The sequence below is a fragment of the Streptomyces sp. NPDC001678 genome (assembly GCF_042892945.1).
In the GTDB taxonomy this organism is placed as follows: Bacteria; Actinomycetota; Actinomycetes; order Streptomycetales; family Streptomycetaceae; genus Streptomyces.
In genome coordinates this window covers 568,284-583,032 of the sequence record NZ_JBIAUP010000001.1, presented here as the reverse complement: position 1 = coordinate 583,032, position 14,749 = coordinate 568,284, and the positions used below count along the sequence as shown (strand labels likewise).

Genomic DNA, 14,749 nt, shown 5'->3' with positions numbered 1-14,749 from the left:
CGCAACCATACGCCCCCGATGGGGGTCGCTCGCGTACGGCCGTTCGGGCTCGACCCCTGTCATCGCAAGGAGTAACTTCGCAAACCCGGCAGAACGCTGTGGCGTGAATCACTCGCGCTTGTTGCCTCATGGTTGGAGTTGCCATGAGACGTCCGCGTCCGTCAACGTTTCGGCGGGCCTGACGGCCGGGTACTTGCGCGATCGGTCCGGCACGTGTGGACTACGCCCAATGCCTCGCGTACGCGAGGAACACAAGACAATTTCTCGAAACATGACAGGAGGCAATCCGTGAGCGCGACCGCGGACCACGCGGAGGAGCGGACCCTGGCCGTGAGGCTGGGTTTCCAGCCCGGGCAGGTGGTCCAGGAGATCGGTTACGACGAGGACACCGATCAGGATCTCCGTGAGGCCATCGAGGAGCACACCGGCACGGAGCTCGTCGACGAGGATTACGACGACGTCGCCGATGCCGTCCTGCTGTGGTTCCGCGATGAGGACGGCGACCTCACAGACGCGCTGGTGGATGCCATCGGCTACCTGGAGGAGGACGGCATGATCTGCCTCCTGACCCCCAAGACGGGCCGTGACGGCTACATCGAGGCGAGCGACATCAGCGAGGCGGTGCAGACCGCCGGTCTGTCCCAGACCAAGTCCATCAGCGTGGGCAAGGACTGGAACGGCAGCCGTCTGGCCACCCCGAAGGGCGCCAAGACCGGCGGCCGCCGCTAGTCCGTCAGGACACCGGCATCGGGACGCCCGCGAGCCCCCGGCGACACCTGTCGCCGGGGGCTCGCGCGTTCGCGGCTGTTCGCGCGGGGCGGAACCCGCGCCGGGCGGGGAGCGAGCGGGGGCTGGGCCGGGACCGGGGGGATCACTCGAGGACGATCCCCCGCGCGTGACGGCCGTGCGGGCAGTGACAGACTGGGCCCGCCGACAGGCCCCGCCGACCGGCTCCCCGTCACCAGAGAGGTGTTACCCCCATGGCTATCGCCGCAGGCGACAAGGCGCCCGACTTCGCGCTGAAGAACCAGCACGGTGAGACCGTCCGGCTCTCCGACTTCCGCGGTGAGAAGAACGTCGTGCTGCTCTTCTACCCCTTCGCCTTCACCGGCGTGTGCACCGGCGAGCTGTGCGCCCTGCGCGACAACCTGCCCGCCTTCGCCAACGACGACGTGCAGCTGCTGGCCGTCTCCAACGACGCCCCCTTCAGCCTGCGCGTCTTCGCCGAGCAGGAGGGCCTGGAGTACCCGCTGCTGTCCGACTTCTGGCCGCACGGCGAGACCAGCCGCGCCTACGGCGTCTTCGACGAGGAGAAGGGCTGCGCGCTGCGCGGCACCTTCATCATCGACAAGGAGGGCGTCGTCCGCTGGACGATCGTCAACGGCCTGCCCGACGCGCGTGACCTGAACGAGTACACCAAGGCTCTCGCCGCGCTCTGAGGCCGCCGTTCGAGCATGTTTCCGAGCCGCCCGGGGCAACCCCTACAGGTGTCCCGGGCGTCTGAAGCGCAAGAGCCTGTTTACGGTGGGAACCGGTCACTAGGATCAAACCGTTGATCGGGTGCCATCGAACAACCGGGGGCGCGGGAAACGCCTGGCCCCCCGAACCAATGGAGGACTCGTGGGAGTCAGTCTCAGCAAGGGCGGCAACGTCTCCCTGACCAAGGCGGCCCCGAACCTGACGGCCGTGGTCGTCGGTCTCGGCTGGGACGCCCGGACCACCACCGGCACGGACTTCGACCTGGACGCCAGCGCCCTGCTCACCAATGACCAGGGCAAGGTCGCCAACGACCAGAACTTCGTCTTCTTCAACAACCTCAAGAGCCCCGACGGCTCCGTCGAGCACCAGGGTGACAACCTCACCGGTGAGGGCGAGGGCGACGACGAGGTCATCAAGGTCAACCTGGCCGGTGTCCCGGCGGACGTTCACAAGATCGTCTTCCCGGTCTCCATCTATGACGCCGAGACCCGCCAGCAGAGCTTCGGCCAGGTGCGCAACGCCTACATCCGCGTGGTGAACCAGGCCGACAACACCGAGCTGGCCCGTTACGACCTCAGCGAGGACGCCTCGACCGAGACCGCCATGGTCTTCGGCGAGCTCTACCGCAACGGCGCCGAGTGGAAGTTCCGGGCCATCGGCCAGGGCTACGCCTCGGGTCTGCGCGGCATCGCCCAGGACTTCGGCGTCAACGTCTGACGTTTCGCGTCCGAGCCGCCCGTCCGGCGCCGCAGCCCCGTCTTCGCGGGGGTGCGGCGCCGGACGCGCACCGGCGACACCGCTCCGGCCGGCGAGCAACGGGCCGCCGCCGGGCCGCACCACAACTCGGGGAGGAAAAGACCATGGGTGTCACGCTCGCCAAGGGAGGCAATGTCTCCCTCTCCAAGGCCGCGCCGAATCTCACCAACGTCACCATCGGCCTCGGCTGGGACGCGCGCTCCACCACCGGAGCCCCCTTCGACCTGGACGCCAGCGCGCTGCTGTGCTCCGCGGGCCGGGTGCTGGGCGACGAGTACTTCGTCTTCTACAACAACCTCAAGAGCCCCGACGGCTCCGTCGAACACACGGGTGACAACCTCACCGGTGAGGGCGAGGGCGACGACGAGTCCATCCTCGTCGACCTCACCAAGGTGCCGGTCACCTGCGACAAGATCGTCTTCCCGGTCTCCATCCACGAGGCCGATGTGCGCGGTCAGAGCTTCGGCCAGGTCAGCAACGCCTACATCCGGGTCGTCAACCAGGCCGACGGCTCCGAGCTGGCCCGCTACGACCTCAGCGAGGACGCCGCCGGCGAGACCGCGATGATCTTCGGCGAGGTCTACCGCTATGGCGGCGAGTGGAAGTTCCGGGCCGTGGGCCAGGGGTACGCGTCGGGCCTTCGGGGTATCGCCCTAGACTTCGGGGTCAACGTTTCGTAAAGCCGCGTCCGCGCGGAGACCCGGACAACGAAGGATTGGGTGGCCAGTGCTCCTGAAAACCTTTGGTTGGTCGTTCGCCATCACGGCGGCCGGACTGGCCTTGGCAGGCGTTCTCTGGGGATGGCAGGGGCTGGCGATCGTCGCGATCCTCTCCGTCCTGGAGATCTCGCTCTCGTTCGACAACGCGGTGATCAACGCCGGGATCCTCCGGAAGATGAACCCGTTCTGGCAGCGGATCTTCCTGACCGTGGGCATCCTCATCGCCGTCTTCGGCATGCGGCTCGTCTTCCCGGTCGTGATCGTCGCGATCACCGCCAAACTGGGGCCGATCGAAGCGGTCAAGGTCGCCATCCAGGACCACGACCGCTATGAGCAACTGGTCACCAGCGCCCACCCGGCCATCGCCGCCTTCGGCGGGATCTTCCTGCTGATGATCTTCCTGGACTTCATCTTCGAGGACCGGGACATCAAGTGGCTGGCGTGGCTGGAGAAGCCGCTGGCCCGGCTCGGCAAGCTGGAGACCCTCTCCACCGTCGTCGCCCTGGTCGTGCTGCTGATCGCCGCGACCACCGTCGCCACCACCGTCCCCGTGCACGGCGGCGAGGGCACGGTCGACAAGGCGGCCACCGTGCTGCTGGCCGGCATCGGCGGCCTGGTGACGTATCTGATCGTCGGCGGCATCTCGGGCTTCTTCGAGGACCGCCTGGAGGATGACGAGGAGGACGAGGACGAGGACGGCGTCCAGGACGCCGTGCCCGCGAAGAAGGACAAGGGCCCGTCGGTCGTCGGGCTGGCCGGCAAGGCCGCCTTCTTCATGTTCCTCTACCTCGAGGTCATCGACGCCTCCTTCTCCTTCGACGGTGTCATCGGCGCCTTCGCCATCACCAACGACATCTTCGAGATGGCCCTCGGTCTGGGCATCGGCGCGATGTACATCCGTTCCCTCACGGTCTTCCTCGTCCGCAAGGGCACCCTGGACGACTACGTGTACCTGGAGCACGGCGCCCACTACGCCATCGGCGCCCTGGCCGTGATCCTGCTGGCCACCATCAAGTACGAGATCAACGAGGTCATCACCGGCGGGATCGGCGTGGTCCTGATCGGCCTGTCGTTCCTGTCCTCCGTCATCCGCAACCGCCGGGAGGCGGGCACGGGCGACGGCTCCGGATCGAAGGCCGAGGTCTCCTCCGGGGTGTGACAGCGGCACATTTGAGGAACGCTCTCACCGGGGCGGTCACGAGGATCATCCTCGGGCCGCCCCGTGGCATGTGTGCTCAAAGTGGGGGTGCTCGGCAATGATCAGGGAGAAGTTCTTCGGCAACTGGGGATACGCCGCCACGCGTCAGTTCGACGCGAGCGGCACCAACGGCGCGGTCGAGCTGACCAAGCGCCATCCCACGTTTTCGCTGACCAAGCAGGGTGCCGTCACCGGCAATCTGCGGGTCAATCTGTCCTGGCGGATGCGGACCTCGGACTTCGACGACCGCGGCTCCTCCCTCGCCTCCTCGCTGCGTCACCCGCTGCGGAAGTTCACCCCCGACGTGGTCCAGGCCCAGGGCCAGGCGATGGTCAACGTCGACCTCGACCTCGCCTGTATGTACGAGCTCCAGGACGGGGCGAAAGGCGTAGTCCAGCCGCTCGGCAACATACTGGGCAGCATCAACGCCCCGCCGTATATTCAGCTCAGCGGCGACGACCGGTTCGGGTCCGGGTCGGGCGAGACGATCTACATCAACATGGACCACCGCGATCAGTTCAAACGCCTGCTGATCTTCGTCTACATCTATGACGGCACACCCGCGTTCGACCGTACCCACGCGATGGTGACCCTCTACCCGGGCAACGGCCCCCGGCTGGAGGTCTCGCTGCACGAGCGGGCCCCGGAGGCCCGGTCCTGCGCCGTGGTGCTGATCGAGAACATCAAGGGCGAGATCCTCGTACGGCGTGAGATGAAGTACGTCTACGGCTTCCAGTCCGAGCTCGACCGGCTGTACGGGTGGGGCCTCCAGTGGGGCCGGGGGTACAAGAGCAAGGTCTGAGCCCGAGGGCTCTGTGCCCGGCCGCTGACGGGTGCGCCGTTGACGGGCCCGTCAGCGGCCGGGCAGGAACTGCGGGCCCTGCGGGGGCAGCCGGAAGGCCGGGTCGGATACGGGCTGGTGCGGCGGGTAGCCATAGGACGGCTGGGGCGACTGCTGCGACTGGTGCTGCTGTTGCGGGTAGCCGTAGGCGGGTGCCGGGATCGAGGGCGGGGCGGCCGGCGGCGGGGGATAGGCGTAGCCGCCGGAGGGCGCCGGGGGCATGACGGGCGCGGCCGCGGAATCGGGCCGGACCCCCTCGCCGGCCGGGGCGGGCGCGGCATCGGGTGCGGGTACGGGCGCGGGTGCGACACCGGGTACGGGCGCGGGCGCGGCGGCGCCGTCCTCCCCCGGCTCGTCCACCGAGATGCCGAACTCCGTCGCCAGCCCCACCAGCCCCGAGGCATAGCCCTGCCCGAGCGCCCGGAACTTCCAGCCGTCCCCGCGCCGGTAGAGCTCGCCGCAGAGCATGGCCGTCTCGTCGCCCGTCTCGGCCGTGACGTCGAAGCGGGCGACGGGCTCCGCGTCGGTGGAGCCCGTACCGCCGCGCGCGGTGTCGTAGAGCAGCACGCACAGGTCCCGGACGAGCCCGAAGGGCCCGCCGTCGGCGGACGCGGCCAGCACGACGCGCGCCACGGACGGATCGAGGGCCGACAGATCCGCCTCGACCGAGTCCGTCGCCCCCTCCACCAGCCGTTTCTTGGGCAGATGGCGGACCAGGCCGGAGGGGTGGCGCGGCTGGTTGTAGAAGACGAAGTCCTCGTCCGAGCGCACCCGGCCCTCGTCCCCCAGCAGCAGGGCGGAGGCGTCCACGTCCGGGATGCCCGGGCCGGGTGTCCAGCGCAGCACGGCCCGCACGGTCGGGGCGTCCAGCGGGATGTTCGACCCCTTCAGCATGGCGTGCGTCATGTCCGCAATCCTGCCTTCCCGTGCCGCTCCGGGACAACGCAGGGGTCCGGGAGCGGGGAGTCGCGCCCGTCCCCGCGCACCGAAGCGTTTACCTCAAGGAACTGTGCAGGTCATGGGCTTGCCCCAGACTTGGGGAACTCTTGACCCGTCCCCGGACGTAACATAATCGGCCACACTTCCGTGCCGTTCGAACGGCGGGAAGGCGCCCACACCGTGGCATTCGGGGAGAACAATGAGGCATTTCGGATACCTGCCGCCCACGGTGCGGAGGGGACTGTTCCATAGGGAGCCGGGCGAGTTCACCGCCGGTTCTCCCGCCCGTACGCTCTCCGTCGCCCTCGGGGCCACCCTCTACTGCCCCGCCACCCGGCCCTCCCTCGCCCTCGACGTGCGCAAGCAGGCACGGCGCGGAGTGGTGTCCATGGTGCTCTGCCTGGAGGACTCCATCGACGACGCGGACGTCACCAGCGCCGAGGAGAACCTCGTCCGGCAGCTCACCGATCTCGCGGGGGCTGCGGAAGGGGCCGAGGAAGGTGCCGAGGAGGACCTCCCCCTGCTGTTCGTCCGCGTCCGCGAGCCCGCCCAGATCGGGGATCTCGTCCGCCGCCTCGGCCCGGCGGCCCGGCTGCTGTCCGGATTCGTACTGCCGAAGTTCACCGAGGAGCGCGGACTTCCGTTCCTGGAGGAGCTGACCGCCGCCGAAGCCGCCTCCGGACGGCGGCTCTTCGCCATGCCCGTCCTGGAATCACCCGAACTGCTCCATCTGGAGAGCCGCACCGAGACGCTGGCGGGCATCGCCAGAACCGTCGAGAAGTACCGCGACCACGTCCTCGCCCTGCGGCTCGGCGTCACCGACTTCTGCTCCGCCTACGGGCTGCGCCGCGCCCCCGACATGACCGCCTACGACGTCCAGCTCGTCGCCTCCGTCATAGGCGACGTCGTCAACGTCCTGGGCCGGGCCGACGGCAGCGGCTTCACCGTCACCGGCCCGGTCTGGGAGTACTTCCCGCAGCCCGAGCGGATGTTCAAGCCCCAGCTGCGCCGCAGCCCCTTCGCCGGCCCCGCCGAGGCGCTGCGCACGGCCCTCATCGAGCACGACATGGACGGCCTCCTGCGCGAGATCCACCTCGACCGCGCCAACGGCCTCCAGGGCAAGACCTGCATCCACCCCTCCCACGTCGCCCCCGTCCACGCCCTCTCCGTCGTCAGCCACGAGGAGTACAGCGACGCGCGCGACATCCTGCGGCCCGACCGCGACGGCGGCGGAGTCCTGCGCTCGGCCTACACGAACAAGATGAACGAAGTGAAGCCGCACCGCGCCTGGGCCGAGCGGACCATGCTGCGCGCCGAGGTGTTCGGCGTGGCACGGGAGGACGTCAGCTTCGTGGAGCTGCTGGCGGCGGGGTTGCGGAGCGGATGAATCACGTGAAAGGCGCGGAAGAAGTGATCTGGTCGGGACAGTGGGTCGCGGACCGGCTGGGTGTGGCGCTGGAAGGCGACGCCCGGCTGCCGGAGTTGCTGGGGCTGGCCCTGCGGCGCAACCCCAGGCGGGCGCATCTGCTGGTCTCCAACGTGCTGGGCAAGCACGTCCCGGCGTCGCCGGCCGAGGTGTACGAGGCGGGGGCCGGCCTCGGCCGCCGGGTCCGGGCCCTGCTGGGCGACGCGGACGCCGCCCGGGCCGTCGTCCTCGGCTACGCCGAGACGGCCACGGGCCTGGGCCACGCGGTCGCGGACGGCCTCGGCCTCGCCCCGTACCTCCACTCGACACGGCGCGCCGTGCCCGGGGTCGCCCCCGTGGGCGGCTTCGAGGAGGAGCACAGCCACGCCACGTCGCACCTGCTGCTGCCGGAGGACCCGGCGTTCTTCGCGGGCGACGGCCCGCTCGTCCTCGTCGACGACGAGTTCTCCACGGGCCGCACGGTCCTCAACACCGTCGCCGCCCTCCACGCGCGGTTCCCGCGCGAGCGGTACGTGGTGGTGGCGCTGGTCGACATGCGATCGGACGCCGACCGGGCGCGGCTGGACGAGTTCGCGCGCGAGCTGGGCGCCCACGTGGAGCTCGTCGCTCTCGCTCAGGGCACGGTTTCCCTCCCGGAAGGGGTGCTGGAACTGGGGCGGGCGCTGGTGGAGAGGTACGAGGCGGAGGCCGGTTCGACACCGCCGGTCACCTCGGCGGGAGTTGCTCGCCGTGGCGGCGGGGAGGAGGCCCCGGTCCCGCCCCTTCCCGAAACCGGGGCCACGCCCCGGACCCCGCGCGTCGACCTCCGCTGGCCCGCCGGCCTGCCCGACGGCGGTCGGCACGGCTTCACCCCCGCCCACCGGGCCCGCCTGGAGGCGGCACTGCCCGGCATGGCGGCGCGCGTCCGCGACGCCCTCCCGCAGGGAGCGCGGCGCGTACTCGTCCTCGGCACCGAGGAGCTGATGTACGCCCCCCTGCGCCTCGCGCAGGCACTGGAGAACGAGGGCGCCTTCGGCGAGGTCCGTTTCTCGACCACCACCCGGTCACCGGTGCTCCCCGTCGACGACCCCGGCTACGCCATCCGCTCCCGCATCACCTTCCCCGCCCACGACGACCCCACCGACGCCCCCGACGACGGCCCCGGCGACCGCTACGCCTACAACGTGGCGGGCGGCGGCTTCGACGCCGTCGTAGCCGTCGTCGACTCCACCGCCGACACCCCCGCCCTCCACGCCCCCGGCGGGCTGCTGGACCGGCTCGCCGGCCACACCCCGCACGTGGCACTGGCCGCCGTCCCCTCGTACGTACCCGAACGACAGGCTCCCCCCATGCGCGCCATGTCCGCCATGCCCGACCCCCTGCGCGGCCCCGCGTTCTCCTCGTACGACCCCGAGGACGTCGGTTGGCTGCTCCAGGACCTCTCCTCCGTACGGCTGGAGGCGCCCACCGAGGAGCGCGAGGAGGCCATCCAGAGCGGCGGCGCGCACTACGCCGAGTCGCTGCCCGTGGAGTACCAGCCCGACGAGCGCTACCAGGCCCTCTACCACTGTGCCCTCGACGCCTCCGCGCACCGGATCGCGCTCGCCGTCGGCACGGTCACCGAGACCGTCCTCGCCGAACGCTCGCCGCGCCCGGTCCTGGTGTCGCTGGCCCGCGCCGGTACGCCCGTGGGCGTGCTGATGCGCCGCTGGGCCCGGCACGCCCACGGCCTGGACCTGCCGCACTACGCCGTCTCCATCGTGCGCGGCAAGGGCATCGACCCCAACGCCCTGCGCTGGCTGGCCGAGCACCACGACCCGGCCGACGTCGTCTTCGTCGACGGCTGGACCGGCAAGGGCGCCATCACCCGTGAACTCGCCGCCGCGCTCGCGGCCCACGAAAAGGACCGAGGGGGCCCGCGCTTCGACCCGCGCCTCGCCGTGCTCGCCGACCCCGGCCACTGCGTGACCACCTACGGCACCCGGGACGACTTCCTCATCCCCTCCGCCTGCCTCAACTCCACCGTCTCCGGCCTGATATCCCGCACCGTGCTCCGCGACGACCTCGTCGGGCCCGGCGACTACCACGGCGCGAAGTTCTACCGCGAGCTCGCCGGCGCCGACGTCTCCCGGGCCTTCGTCGACACCGTCGCCGCCCGCTTCGCCGACCCCGGCCTCCGGGACGACGTGACCCGCGCCGCCAAGGAGCTCGCGGCGGCCGACCGCACCGCCACCTGGGCCGGCTGGTCAGCCGTCGAGCGGATCAGCGAGGAGTACGGCATCCACGACGTCAACCTCGTCAAGCCCGGCGTCGGCGAGACCACCCGCGTCCTGCTGCGCCGCGTGCCCTGGAAGGTCCTCGCCGCACGCGGCGCGGGCGCCGACCTGGACCACGTACGGCTCCTGGCCGAACAGCGCGGCGTGCCCGTGGAGGAGGTGGACGGCCTGCCGTACAGCTGCGTCGGCCTGATCCACCCCCGCTACACCCGCTGCGCCACCGGCGCCGACGGCAAGTCGGTGGCCGGGCTGTGAGCACCCTCGTCGCCAGCGACCTCGACCGCACCCTGATCTACTCCACCTCCGCGCTGAGCCTGTCCATGCCGGACGCCGAGGCCCCGCGCCTGCTGTGCGTGGAGACGTACGAGAGCAGACCGCTGTCCTATATGACGGAGACGGCCGCCGGGCTCCTCGCCGAGCTGGCCCGTACGGTCACGTTCGTCCCCACCACCACCCGCACCCGCGAGCAGTACGAGCGGATCCGGCTGCCCGGCCCCGCGCCGGAGTTCGCGATCTGCGCCAACGGCGGCGAGCTGCTGGTGGCGGGCGAGCCCGACGCCGGCTGGCGGGCCCGGGTGGGCCGCGCGCTGGCCGCCGAGTGCGCCACGCTCGCCGAGGTCCACGCCCACCTGCTGCGCGTCGCCGACCCGGCGTGGCTGCTCAAGGCGCGTACGGCGGCGGACCTCTTCTCCTACCTCGTCGTCGACCGGCCGCTGCTGCCCGCCGGCTGGCTGGAGGAGCTGACGGACTGGGCCGGTGAGCGGGGCTGGACGGTCTCGCTCCAGGGCCGCAAGGTCTACGCCGTGCCGAAGCCGCTCACCAAGAGCGCGGCGGTGGCGGAGGTGGCCCGGCGCACGGGCGCGGCCCGGGTGCTGGCCGCCGGTGACTCCCTCCTGGACGCCGATCTGCTGCTGGCCGCCGACCGCGCCTGGCGGCCGGGCCACGGCGAACTGTCCGACGTGGGCTGGACCGCGCCGCACGTCACCGCGCTGGAGACCCGGGGGGTCGCGGCGGGAGAGGAGATCGTCCGGGCGTTCCTGAGCGGGCGGGAGCGGAAGCGCTAGTCTCAATTCCGCAGTCGTCGACCGGTAGACGAGTAGATGACGAGGAGATCGCGTGTCCGAGACCAAGAGCCCTCCGCTCACCGCCGAGCTCTACGCGTACGTCCTGGCCCACAACCCACCGCTCGTGCCCGTGCAGCGGACCCTGGTCGAGACCACCCACGCGCTGTTCCCCGATCACGCGATCAAGCAGGTGACCGAGGAGCAGGCGTCGCTGCTGGCCTTCCTCGTCCGGCTCACGGGCGCCCGGCACATCGTGGAGGTCGGCACCTTCACCGGGTTGTCGGCCCTCGCGATGGCCCAGGCGATGCCCGCCGACGGCAGGCTGATCGCCCTGGACATCTCGGAGGAGTGGACGGCCCACGCCCGTACGGCGTGGGCCGAGGCGGGGGTCGCCGACCGGATCGACCTGCGGATCGCCCCCGCGCTGGACTCACTGCGCGCCCTGCCCGCCGAGCCGCACATCGACCTCGCCTTCCTCGACGCGAACAAGGACGGCTACATCGCCTACTGGGAGGAGCTCGTGCCCCGGCTGCGCCCGGGCGGGCTGCTGGTCGTGGACAACGTCCTGTTCTTCGGCTCGGTCGTCGACCCGGCCGTCACCAGCGGGCCCGGGGCGGCCGTACGGGAGTTCAACGCGCACGCGCGCGCGGACGAGCGGATGGAGTCGGTGATGCTCACGGTCGCGGACGGCCTGACGCTGGCGCGCCGGGCCGGCTGACCGCTTGCCCTGAGCGGCGGTCAGCCGCAGCAGCCGCCCCCGCAGCACCCGCCGCCTCCGCCACCGCTCGGGCGCGGGGCGGCCGAGGGGGCGGCGGAACCGGTCATGGCGACGGTCGACAGCAGCTTGACGGTGTCCGTGTGCCCGCCGGGGCAGGTGGCCGGGGCGGAGGACTCGGCCATGGGGCGGGTCAGCTCGAAGGTGTCGCCGCAGGACTTGCAGCGGTATTCGTAACGAGGCATGCGGGCAGCATAGGTCAGCGGTTCTCGCCCCGGCCCCGCTCCTCGCGGATCTCCTGGACGACCCGGGCGGCGGTGTCCCGCACGGCCTCCGTCTCGGTCAGGAAGTGCCACCAGTCCGGATGCCGGCCCTCCAGCCCGTCGACCGCACGCTCCAGCCGGGCCACCGCGTCGTCGAGGGGGCGGGCGTGCCGGGGGTCGGGGGTGCTGCGGCCGTCCATCGCCAGGCGCTGGGCGTCCCGGAGGGCGAAGCGGGTGCGCTCGACCTCCTTGCCGTGGTCGAAGGCCACCTCGTCCAGCCGCCGCAGCCGGTCGCCGGCGGCGGTGATCCCCTCGTCGGTGGTGTTGAGCAGCGCGCGGGTGGTGGCCAGGAGCGCGGTGGCGTCCGCCCAGCGCTGTTCGTCCCGGGCGGTACGGGCGTCCGCGAGCTTCGCCTCGGCGGCGGCGACGGCCTGCCGTGCCTCGTCGGGCACCCGCTGGAGGTCCTGCCAGCAGGCCGCGCTGTAGCGGCGGCGCAGCTCGCTGAGGACCGGGCCGACGGCCTCGGCCCGGGTGGTCAGCGCCTGGGCGCGGGTGCGCAGGGAGACGAGGCGCTTGTCGAGGTCGGCGGCCCGCTGCGGCAGCCGTTCGGCCTCGTCGCGGATGGCTTCGGCCTCCCGCTGTACGTCCTCGGCGCGCTGGACGGTGCCTTGTACGCCGTGGCGTCCGGCGCCCTCGTTGAGCTTGGTGAGCTCGGGGGCGAGCGCGGCCAGCCGGGCGGCCAGGTCGTCGGCGCGCAGGCCCGTCGCCCGGGCGCCGTCCAGCGCCCCGCTCGCCGCGCGCAGCCCCTGCCGGGCCCGTTCCACGGCGGGGGCGACCTGTGCGAGCTGGCTCTCGGCCCTGGTCAGGAGGGGGGCGAGGCTCTCCCCGAACCGTTCGAGCTCCCCCTTGACCCGGACGAGCTCGTCCTTGGCGCGGGTCAGCTCGCCCCGGGCGCGGGAGGCGGCCGCGCTTTCCAGGTCGTCGCGGTCGAGGTCGTGGGAGTCGACGGTGGCGATGTAGGCGGCCGAGACCTCGTCGATGCGCCGGCCGAACTCCTCGAAGTCGGCGGTGGCCTTGCGGGCGGCGGGGGAGGAGTCGACGGCCGTGATCGTCTCGAGGGTGATGCGCAGCTCGCGCTGGGCGGTGTCCAGCTCGTAGAAGGCGGCGGCCGCCGCGTCCTTCGCGGCCTGCGCCTCCTCGCGGCGGCCGTCGCCGCGCCCCCAGCCCCAGCGGCGGGTGCCACCACTGCCGCCGCCGGTGAACGCGGCGGGCGCGAGGGCCACGGCAGCGGCGATCAGGGGGAGGGGCAGCAGTGCGAGCGCGAGGGCCTCTCGGGCCGCAGCCGTCACCGTACGCGAGAACGTCGCCGTCACTTGCCCTCTCCCGATGGATCGCCCCAGGCCCGGGTGCCATTCTCCCACCCGGCCGGAGCGAGCACACGAGCCGGTCAGCCGGCGGGGCGGATGTCCACGATGCCGTTGGAGCTGTGCGCGCGGACCGAGTGCCCGGAGGCGTCGTCGCGGGGGACGCCGACCTTGGCGTTGCCGGAGTCGCTGCGGGCGTCGACCTTGTAGCCGGTGCGGGGGAGGGTGACGCGGATTTCGCCGTTGCCGGTCTCGACGTCGATGCTCTCGGGGGCCTTCGTCGCGCTGATCGCTATCCGCCCGTTGGACGACGTGGCCGTGACCCTCGGCGCGCCGACGCCGTCGGCGTTGATCTCGCCGTTGGAAGTCTTCAGCTCCAGGGCGCCGTTGGAGTCGCGGACGTCGATGCGGCCGTTGTCGCTGCTGAGCGTCAGCGGGGTCTTGAAGTCGCGGGCCTTGATCTCGCCGTTGGAGTCGTCGACCTTGACGGAGACGCCGCGCGGCACCTCGATCCGGTGCTTGGACTCGCAGCCCACGCTGATGCCGCTGCACTTCAGCCGCAGCTTCAGCGTGTCCCCCCGCATCTCCCACGACACCCCGGCCGACCCGCCCAGCGTCCACCCGTCGAACCACCGGGTGACCTTGATGTCCTTGCCGTCCTTGGCGACCGGAACGAGCTCGATCACGGAGTTGTCGGAGTCGACCGTGAGCTGCTTCCCACTGATCGAGAACGTCCGGTCCTCGGGCGTGGCGTCGTCCGCGTTGGCCGTACCGCACCCGGTGAGCACCGTCGCGGCGACGAGGGCACCGCCGGCGAGGGCTGAAACACGGACGGCGCGTCGGACGCGGGCATTCATGGGCTGTCTCCAAGGAGGTGGGGGGCACTGCTCACTGCTCCCTTGATCGTATGTACGGGTCCGATGGCTCCGGGATCCCGCTCCCTACCGGACCGGGGGTGGGGTTAACCCCCGTACGCCATGGGTTTGCGAGGACCGGGGTGGGGCAAGGTAGGCTGTCATTTCGTGCCAGGGCGCATAGCTCAGCGGTAGAGCGCCGCTCTTACAAAGCGGATGTCGGCGGTTCAAATCCGTCTGTGCCCACGTGTACGAAGGCCCCCAGTCGATCACGGCCGGGGGCTTTCGCCGTTCACGGACGCCCTGTCGTCGGATCGGGGCTCAGAGCGGGTCGAGGATCATGAGGACCTCGTCGCGGGTGTCGTGGGGCGCGAACCGGAGGGCACCCGGCCAGCGGCCGGTCTCGCGCCAGCCGAGCCGGCCGTAGAACTCCTCCAGCCCCTCGCCGCCCCGGGCCGCCAGCCGCAGCTGCTCCAGCCCGAGCTCGTCGCGGGCGATCCTCCGGAGCTCGTGGACGAGGGCGGAACCGATGCCGCGACCGCGGAAGGCGGGATGGGTCTGGAGGTGATGGATGGTGCCCCAGTGCCCTACGAGCCGGTGGGGATCGCGTTTGAGGACGACCCATCCGGCGAGCACACCGCCGACCCGGGCGACGAGGAGCCGGCTCCGCCCCGGGTCGAGCCGGCCGAGGAGCCCGTCCATGACGGGAGCGACGTCGTCCTGCCCGACGGGCGGGAAGGGGAACCCGGCGGCGCCACCGGCGTTGGTGACGGCGATCCAGCAGTCGACGAGCTCCTGCCGGAGCGCGGGGGCGACGTCGTGGGGGCCGGTTATCTGGGTGAGGCGGGGGGTGGCTTCGTGCGGCATGGGGCGCAG

The 14,749-nt window shown here is 71.6% G+C and carries 15 protein-coding genes and 1 tRNA gene; 11 read left to right on the top strand and 5 right to left on the bottom strand.

Going from position 1 to position 14,749, the window contains the following annotated elements:
• The first annotated feature begins 288 nt into the window (after nt 1-288).
• The 6 genes from ACFYZR_RS02660 (at nt 289) to ACFYZR_RS02635 (ending at nt 4,954) form a co-directional block, all read left to right on the top strand.
• Nucleotides 289-729: a DUF3052 domain-containing protein gene (locus ACFYZR_RS02660; RefSeq protein WP_391903900.1), complete on the top strand. Its 441-nt coding sequence runs from the start codon at nt 289-291 to the stop codon at nt 727-729.
• 251 nt (nt 730-980) lie between these two features.
• Nucleotides 981-1,439 (top strand): peroxiredoxin, encoded by a 459-nt coding sequence (locus ACFYZR_RS02655; protein WP_391903897.1) that lies wholly within the window; start codon nt 981-983, stop codon nt 1,437-1,439.
• Between the two features lie 181 nt (nt 1,440-1,620).
• Entirely contained in the window at nt 1,621-2,196 is a 576-nt protein-coding gene (locus ACFYZR_RS02650; protein WP_391903894.1) for a TerD family protein, read from the top strand.
• Nucleotides 2,197-2,339: 143 nt separating this feature from the next.
• Complete coding sequence (locus ACFYZR_RS02645) at nt 2,340-2,915, top strand: TerD family protein (RefSeq protein WP_189452058.1); 576 nt, start codon at nt 2,340-2,342, stop codon at nt 2,913-2,915.
• A 46-nt stretch (nt 2,916-2,961) separates the two neighbouring features.
• A complete protein-coding gene (locus ACFYZR_RS02640; RefSeq protein WP_391903891.1) occupies nt 2,962-4,113 on the top strand; it encodes a DUF475 domain-containing protein in 1,152 nt (383 codons plus the stop codon).
• A 97-nt stretch (nt 4,114-4,210) separates the two neighbouring features.
• Nucleotides 4,211-4,954, top strand: a complete 744-nt coding sequence (locus tag ACFYZR_RS02635; protein ID WP_391903888.1) for a Tellurium resistance — start codon at nt 4,211-4,213, stop codon at nt 4,952-4,954.
• Nucleotides 4,955-5,005: 51 nt separating this feature from the next.
• Here the strand turns inward: ACFYZR_RS02635 and ACFYZR_RS02630 are convergent, their stop codons facing one another.
• Nucleotides 5,006-5,899, bottom strand: a complete 894-nt coding sequence (locus ACFYZR_RS02630; RefSeq protein WP_391903885.1) for a TerD family protein — start codon at nt 5,897-5,899, stop codon at nt 5,006-5,008.
• Nucleotides 5,900-6,131: 232 nt separating this feature from the next.
• Here ACFYZR_RS02630 and ACFYZR_RS02625 point away from each other — a divergent pair, with 232 nt between their 5' ends.
• From ACFYZR_RS02625 to ACFYZR_RS02610, 4 genes are read left to right on the top strand one after another with little or no spacing between them, the layout of a single operon-like run.
• On the top strand, nt 6,132-7,319 hold the full coding sequence (locus ACFYZR_RS02625) for an HpcH/HpaI aldolase/citrate lyase family protein (protein WP_391903883.1): 1,188 nt from the start codon (nt 6,132-6,134) through the stop codon (nt 7,317-7,319).
• Complete coding sequence (locus tag ACFYZR_RS02620) at nt 7,316-9,868, top strand: phosphoribosyltransferase (RefSeq protein WP_391903880.1); 2,553 nt, start codon at nt 7,316-7,318, stop codon at nt 9,866-9,868. Before ACFYZR_RS02625 ends, ACFYZR_RS02620 begins: the two co-directional genes overlap by 4 nt.
• Nucleotides 9,865-10,677: an HAD family hydrolase gene (locus tag ACFYZR_RS02615; RefSeq protein ID WP_391903878.1), complete on the top strand. Its 813-nt coding sequence runs from the start codon at nt 9,865-9,867 to the stop codon at nt 10,675-10,677. The genes ACFYZR_RS02620 and ACFYZR_RS02615 overlap by 4 nt, the downstream gene beginning before the upstream one ends.
• Nucleotides 10,678-10,729: 52 nt before the next feature.
• Entirely contained in the window at nt 10,730-11,395 is a 666-nt protein-coding gene (locus ACFYZR_RS02610) for an O-methyltransferase (RefSeq protein WP_391903875.1), read from the top strand.
• A gap of 20 nt (nt 11,396-11,415) precedes the next feature.
• Here ACFYZR_RS02610 and ACFYZR_RS02605 read toward each other — a convergent pair whose 3' ends face one another.
• The 3 genes from ACFYZR_RS02605 to ACFYZR_RS02595 form a co-directional block, all read right to left on the bottom strand.
• On the bottom strand, nt 11,416-11,637 hold the full coding sequence (locus ACFYZR_RS02605; RefSeq protein WP_391903873.1) for a zinc ribbon domain-containing protein: 222 nt from the start codon (nt 11,635-11,637) through the stop codon (nt 11,416-11,418).
• A gap of 14 nt (nt 11,638-11,651) precedes the next feature.
• A complete protein-coding gene (locus tag ACFYZR_RS02600) occupies nt 11,652-13,028 on the bottom strand; it encodes a hypothetical protein (protein WP_391903871.1) in 1,377 nt (458 codons plus the stop codon).
• A 74-nt stretch (nt 13,029-13,102) separates the two neighbouring features.
• The gene (locus ACFYZR_RS02595) at nt 13,103-13,876 is read right to left on the bottom strand and encodes a DUF4097 domain-containing protein (protein WP_391903868.1); all 774 of its coding nucleotides are present in this window, start codon (nt 13,874-13,876) and stop codon (nt 13,103-13,105) included.
• A 171-nt stretch (nt 13,877-14,047) separates the two neighbouring features.
• Here ACFYZR_RS02595 and ACFYZR_RS02590 point away from each other — a divergent pair.
• A tRNA-Val gene (locus tag ACFYZR_RS02590) sits at nt 14,048-14,119 on the top strand.
• Between the two features lie 75 nt (nt 14,120-14,194).
• Here the strand turns inward: ACFYZR_RS02590 and ACFYZR_RS02585 are convergent.
• On the bottom strand, nt 14,195-14,740 hold the full coding sequence (locus ACFYZR_RS02585) for a GNAT family N-acetyltransferase (protein ID WP_391903865.1): 546 nt from the start codon (nt 14,738-14,740) through the stop codon (nt 14,195-14,197).
• Nucleotides 14,741-14,749: the final 9 nt, after the last annotated feature.

Excerpts from the sequence above, each read along its gene's own strand:
- ACFYZR_RS02585 (WP_391903865.1), bottom strand. The coding sequence starts at position 14,740 with ATGCCGCACGAAGCCACCCCCCGCCTCACCCAGATAACCGGCCCCCAC.
- ACFYZR_RS02635 (WP_391903888.1), top strand. The coding sequence starts at position 4,211 with ATGATCAGGGAGAAGTTCTTCGGCAACTGGGGATACGCCGCCACGCGT.
- ACFYZR_RS02620 (WP_391903880.1), top strand. The coding sequence starts at position 7,316 with ATGAATCACGTGAAAGGCGCGGAAGAAGTGATCTGGTCGGGACAGTGG.
- ACFYZR_RS02655 (WP_391903897.1), top strand. The coding sequence starts at position 981 with ATGGCTATCGCCGCAGGCGACAAGGCGCCCGACTTCGCGCTGAAGAAC.
- ACFYZR_RS02645 (WP_189452058.1), top strand. The coding sequence starts at position 2,340 with ATGGGTGTCACGCTCGCCAAGGGAGGCAATGTCTCCCTCTCCAAGGCC.
- ACFYZR_RS02595 (WP_391903868.1), bottom strand. The coding sequence starts at position 13,876 with ATGAATGCCCGCGTCCGACGCGCCGTCCGTGTTTCAGCCCTCGCCGGC.
- ACFYZR_RS02630 (WP_391903885.1), bottom strand. The coding sequence starts at position 5,899 with ATGACGCACGCCATGCTGAAGGGGTCGAACATCCCGCTGGACGCCCCG.
- ACFYZR_RS02625 (WP_391903883.1), top strand. The coding sequence starts at position 6,132 with ATGAGGCATTTCGGATACCTGCCGCCCACGGTGCGGAGGGGACTGTTC.
- ACFYZR_RS02605 (WP_391903873.1), bottom strand. The coding sequence starts at position 11,637 with ATGCCTCGTTACGAATACCGCTGCAAGTCCTGCGGCGACACCTTCGAG.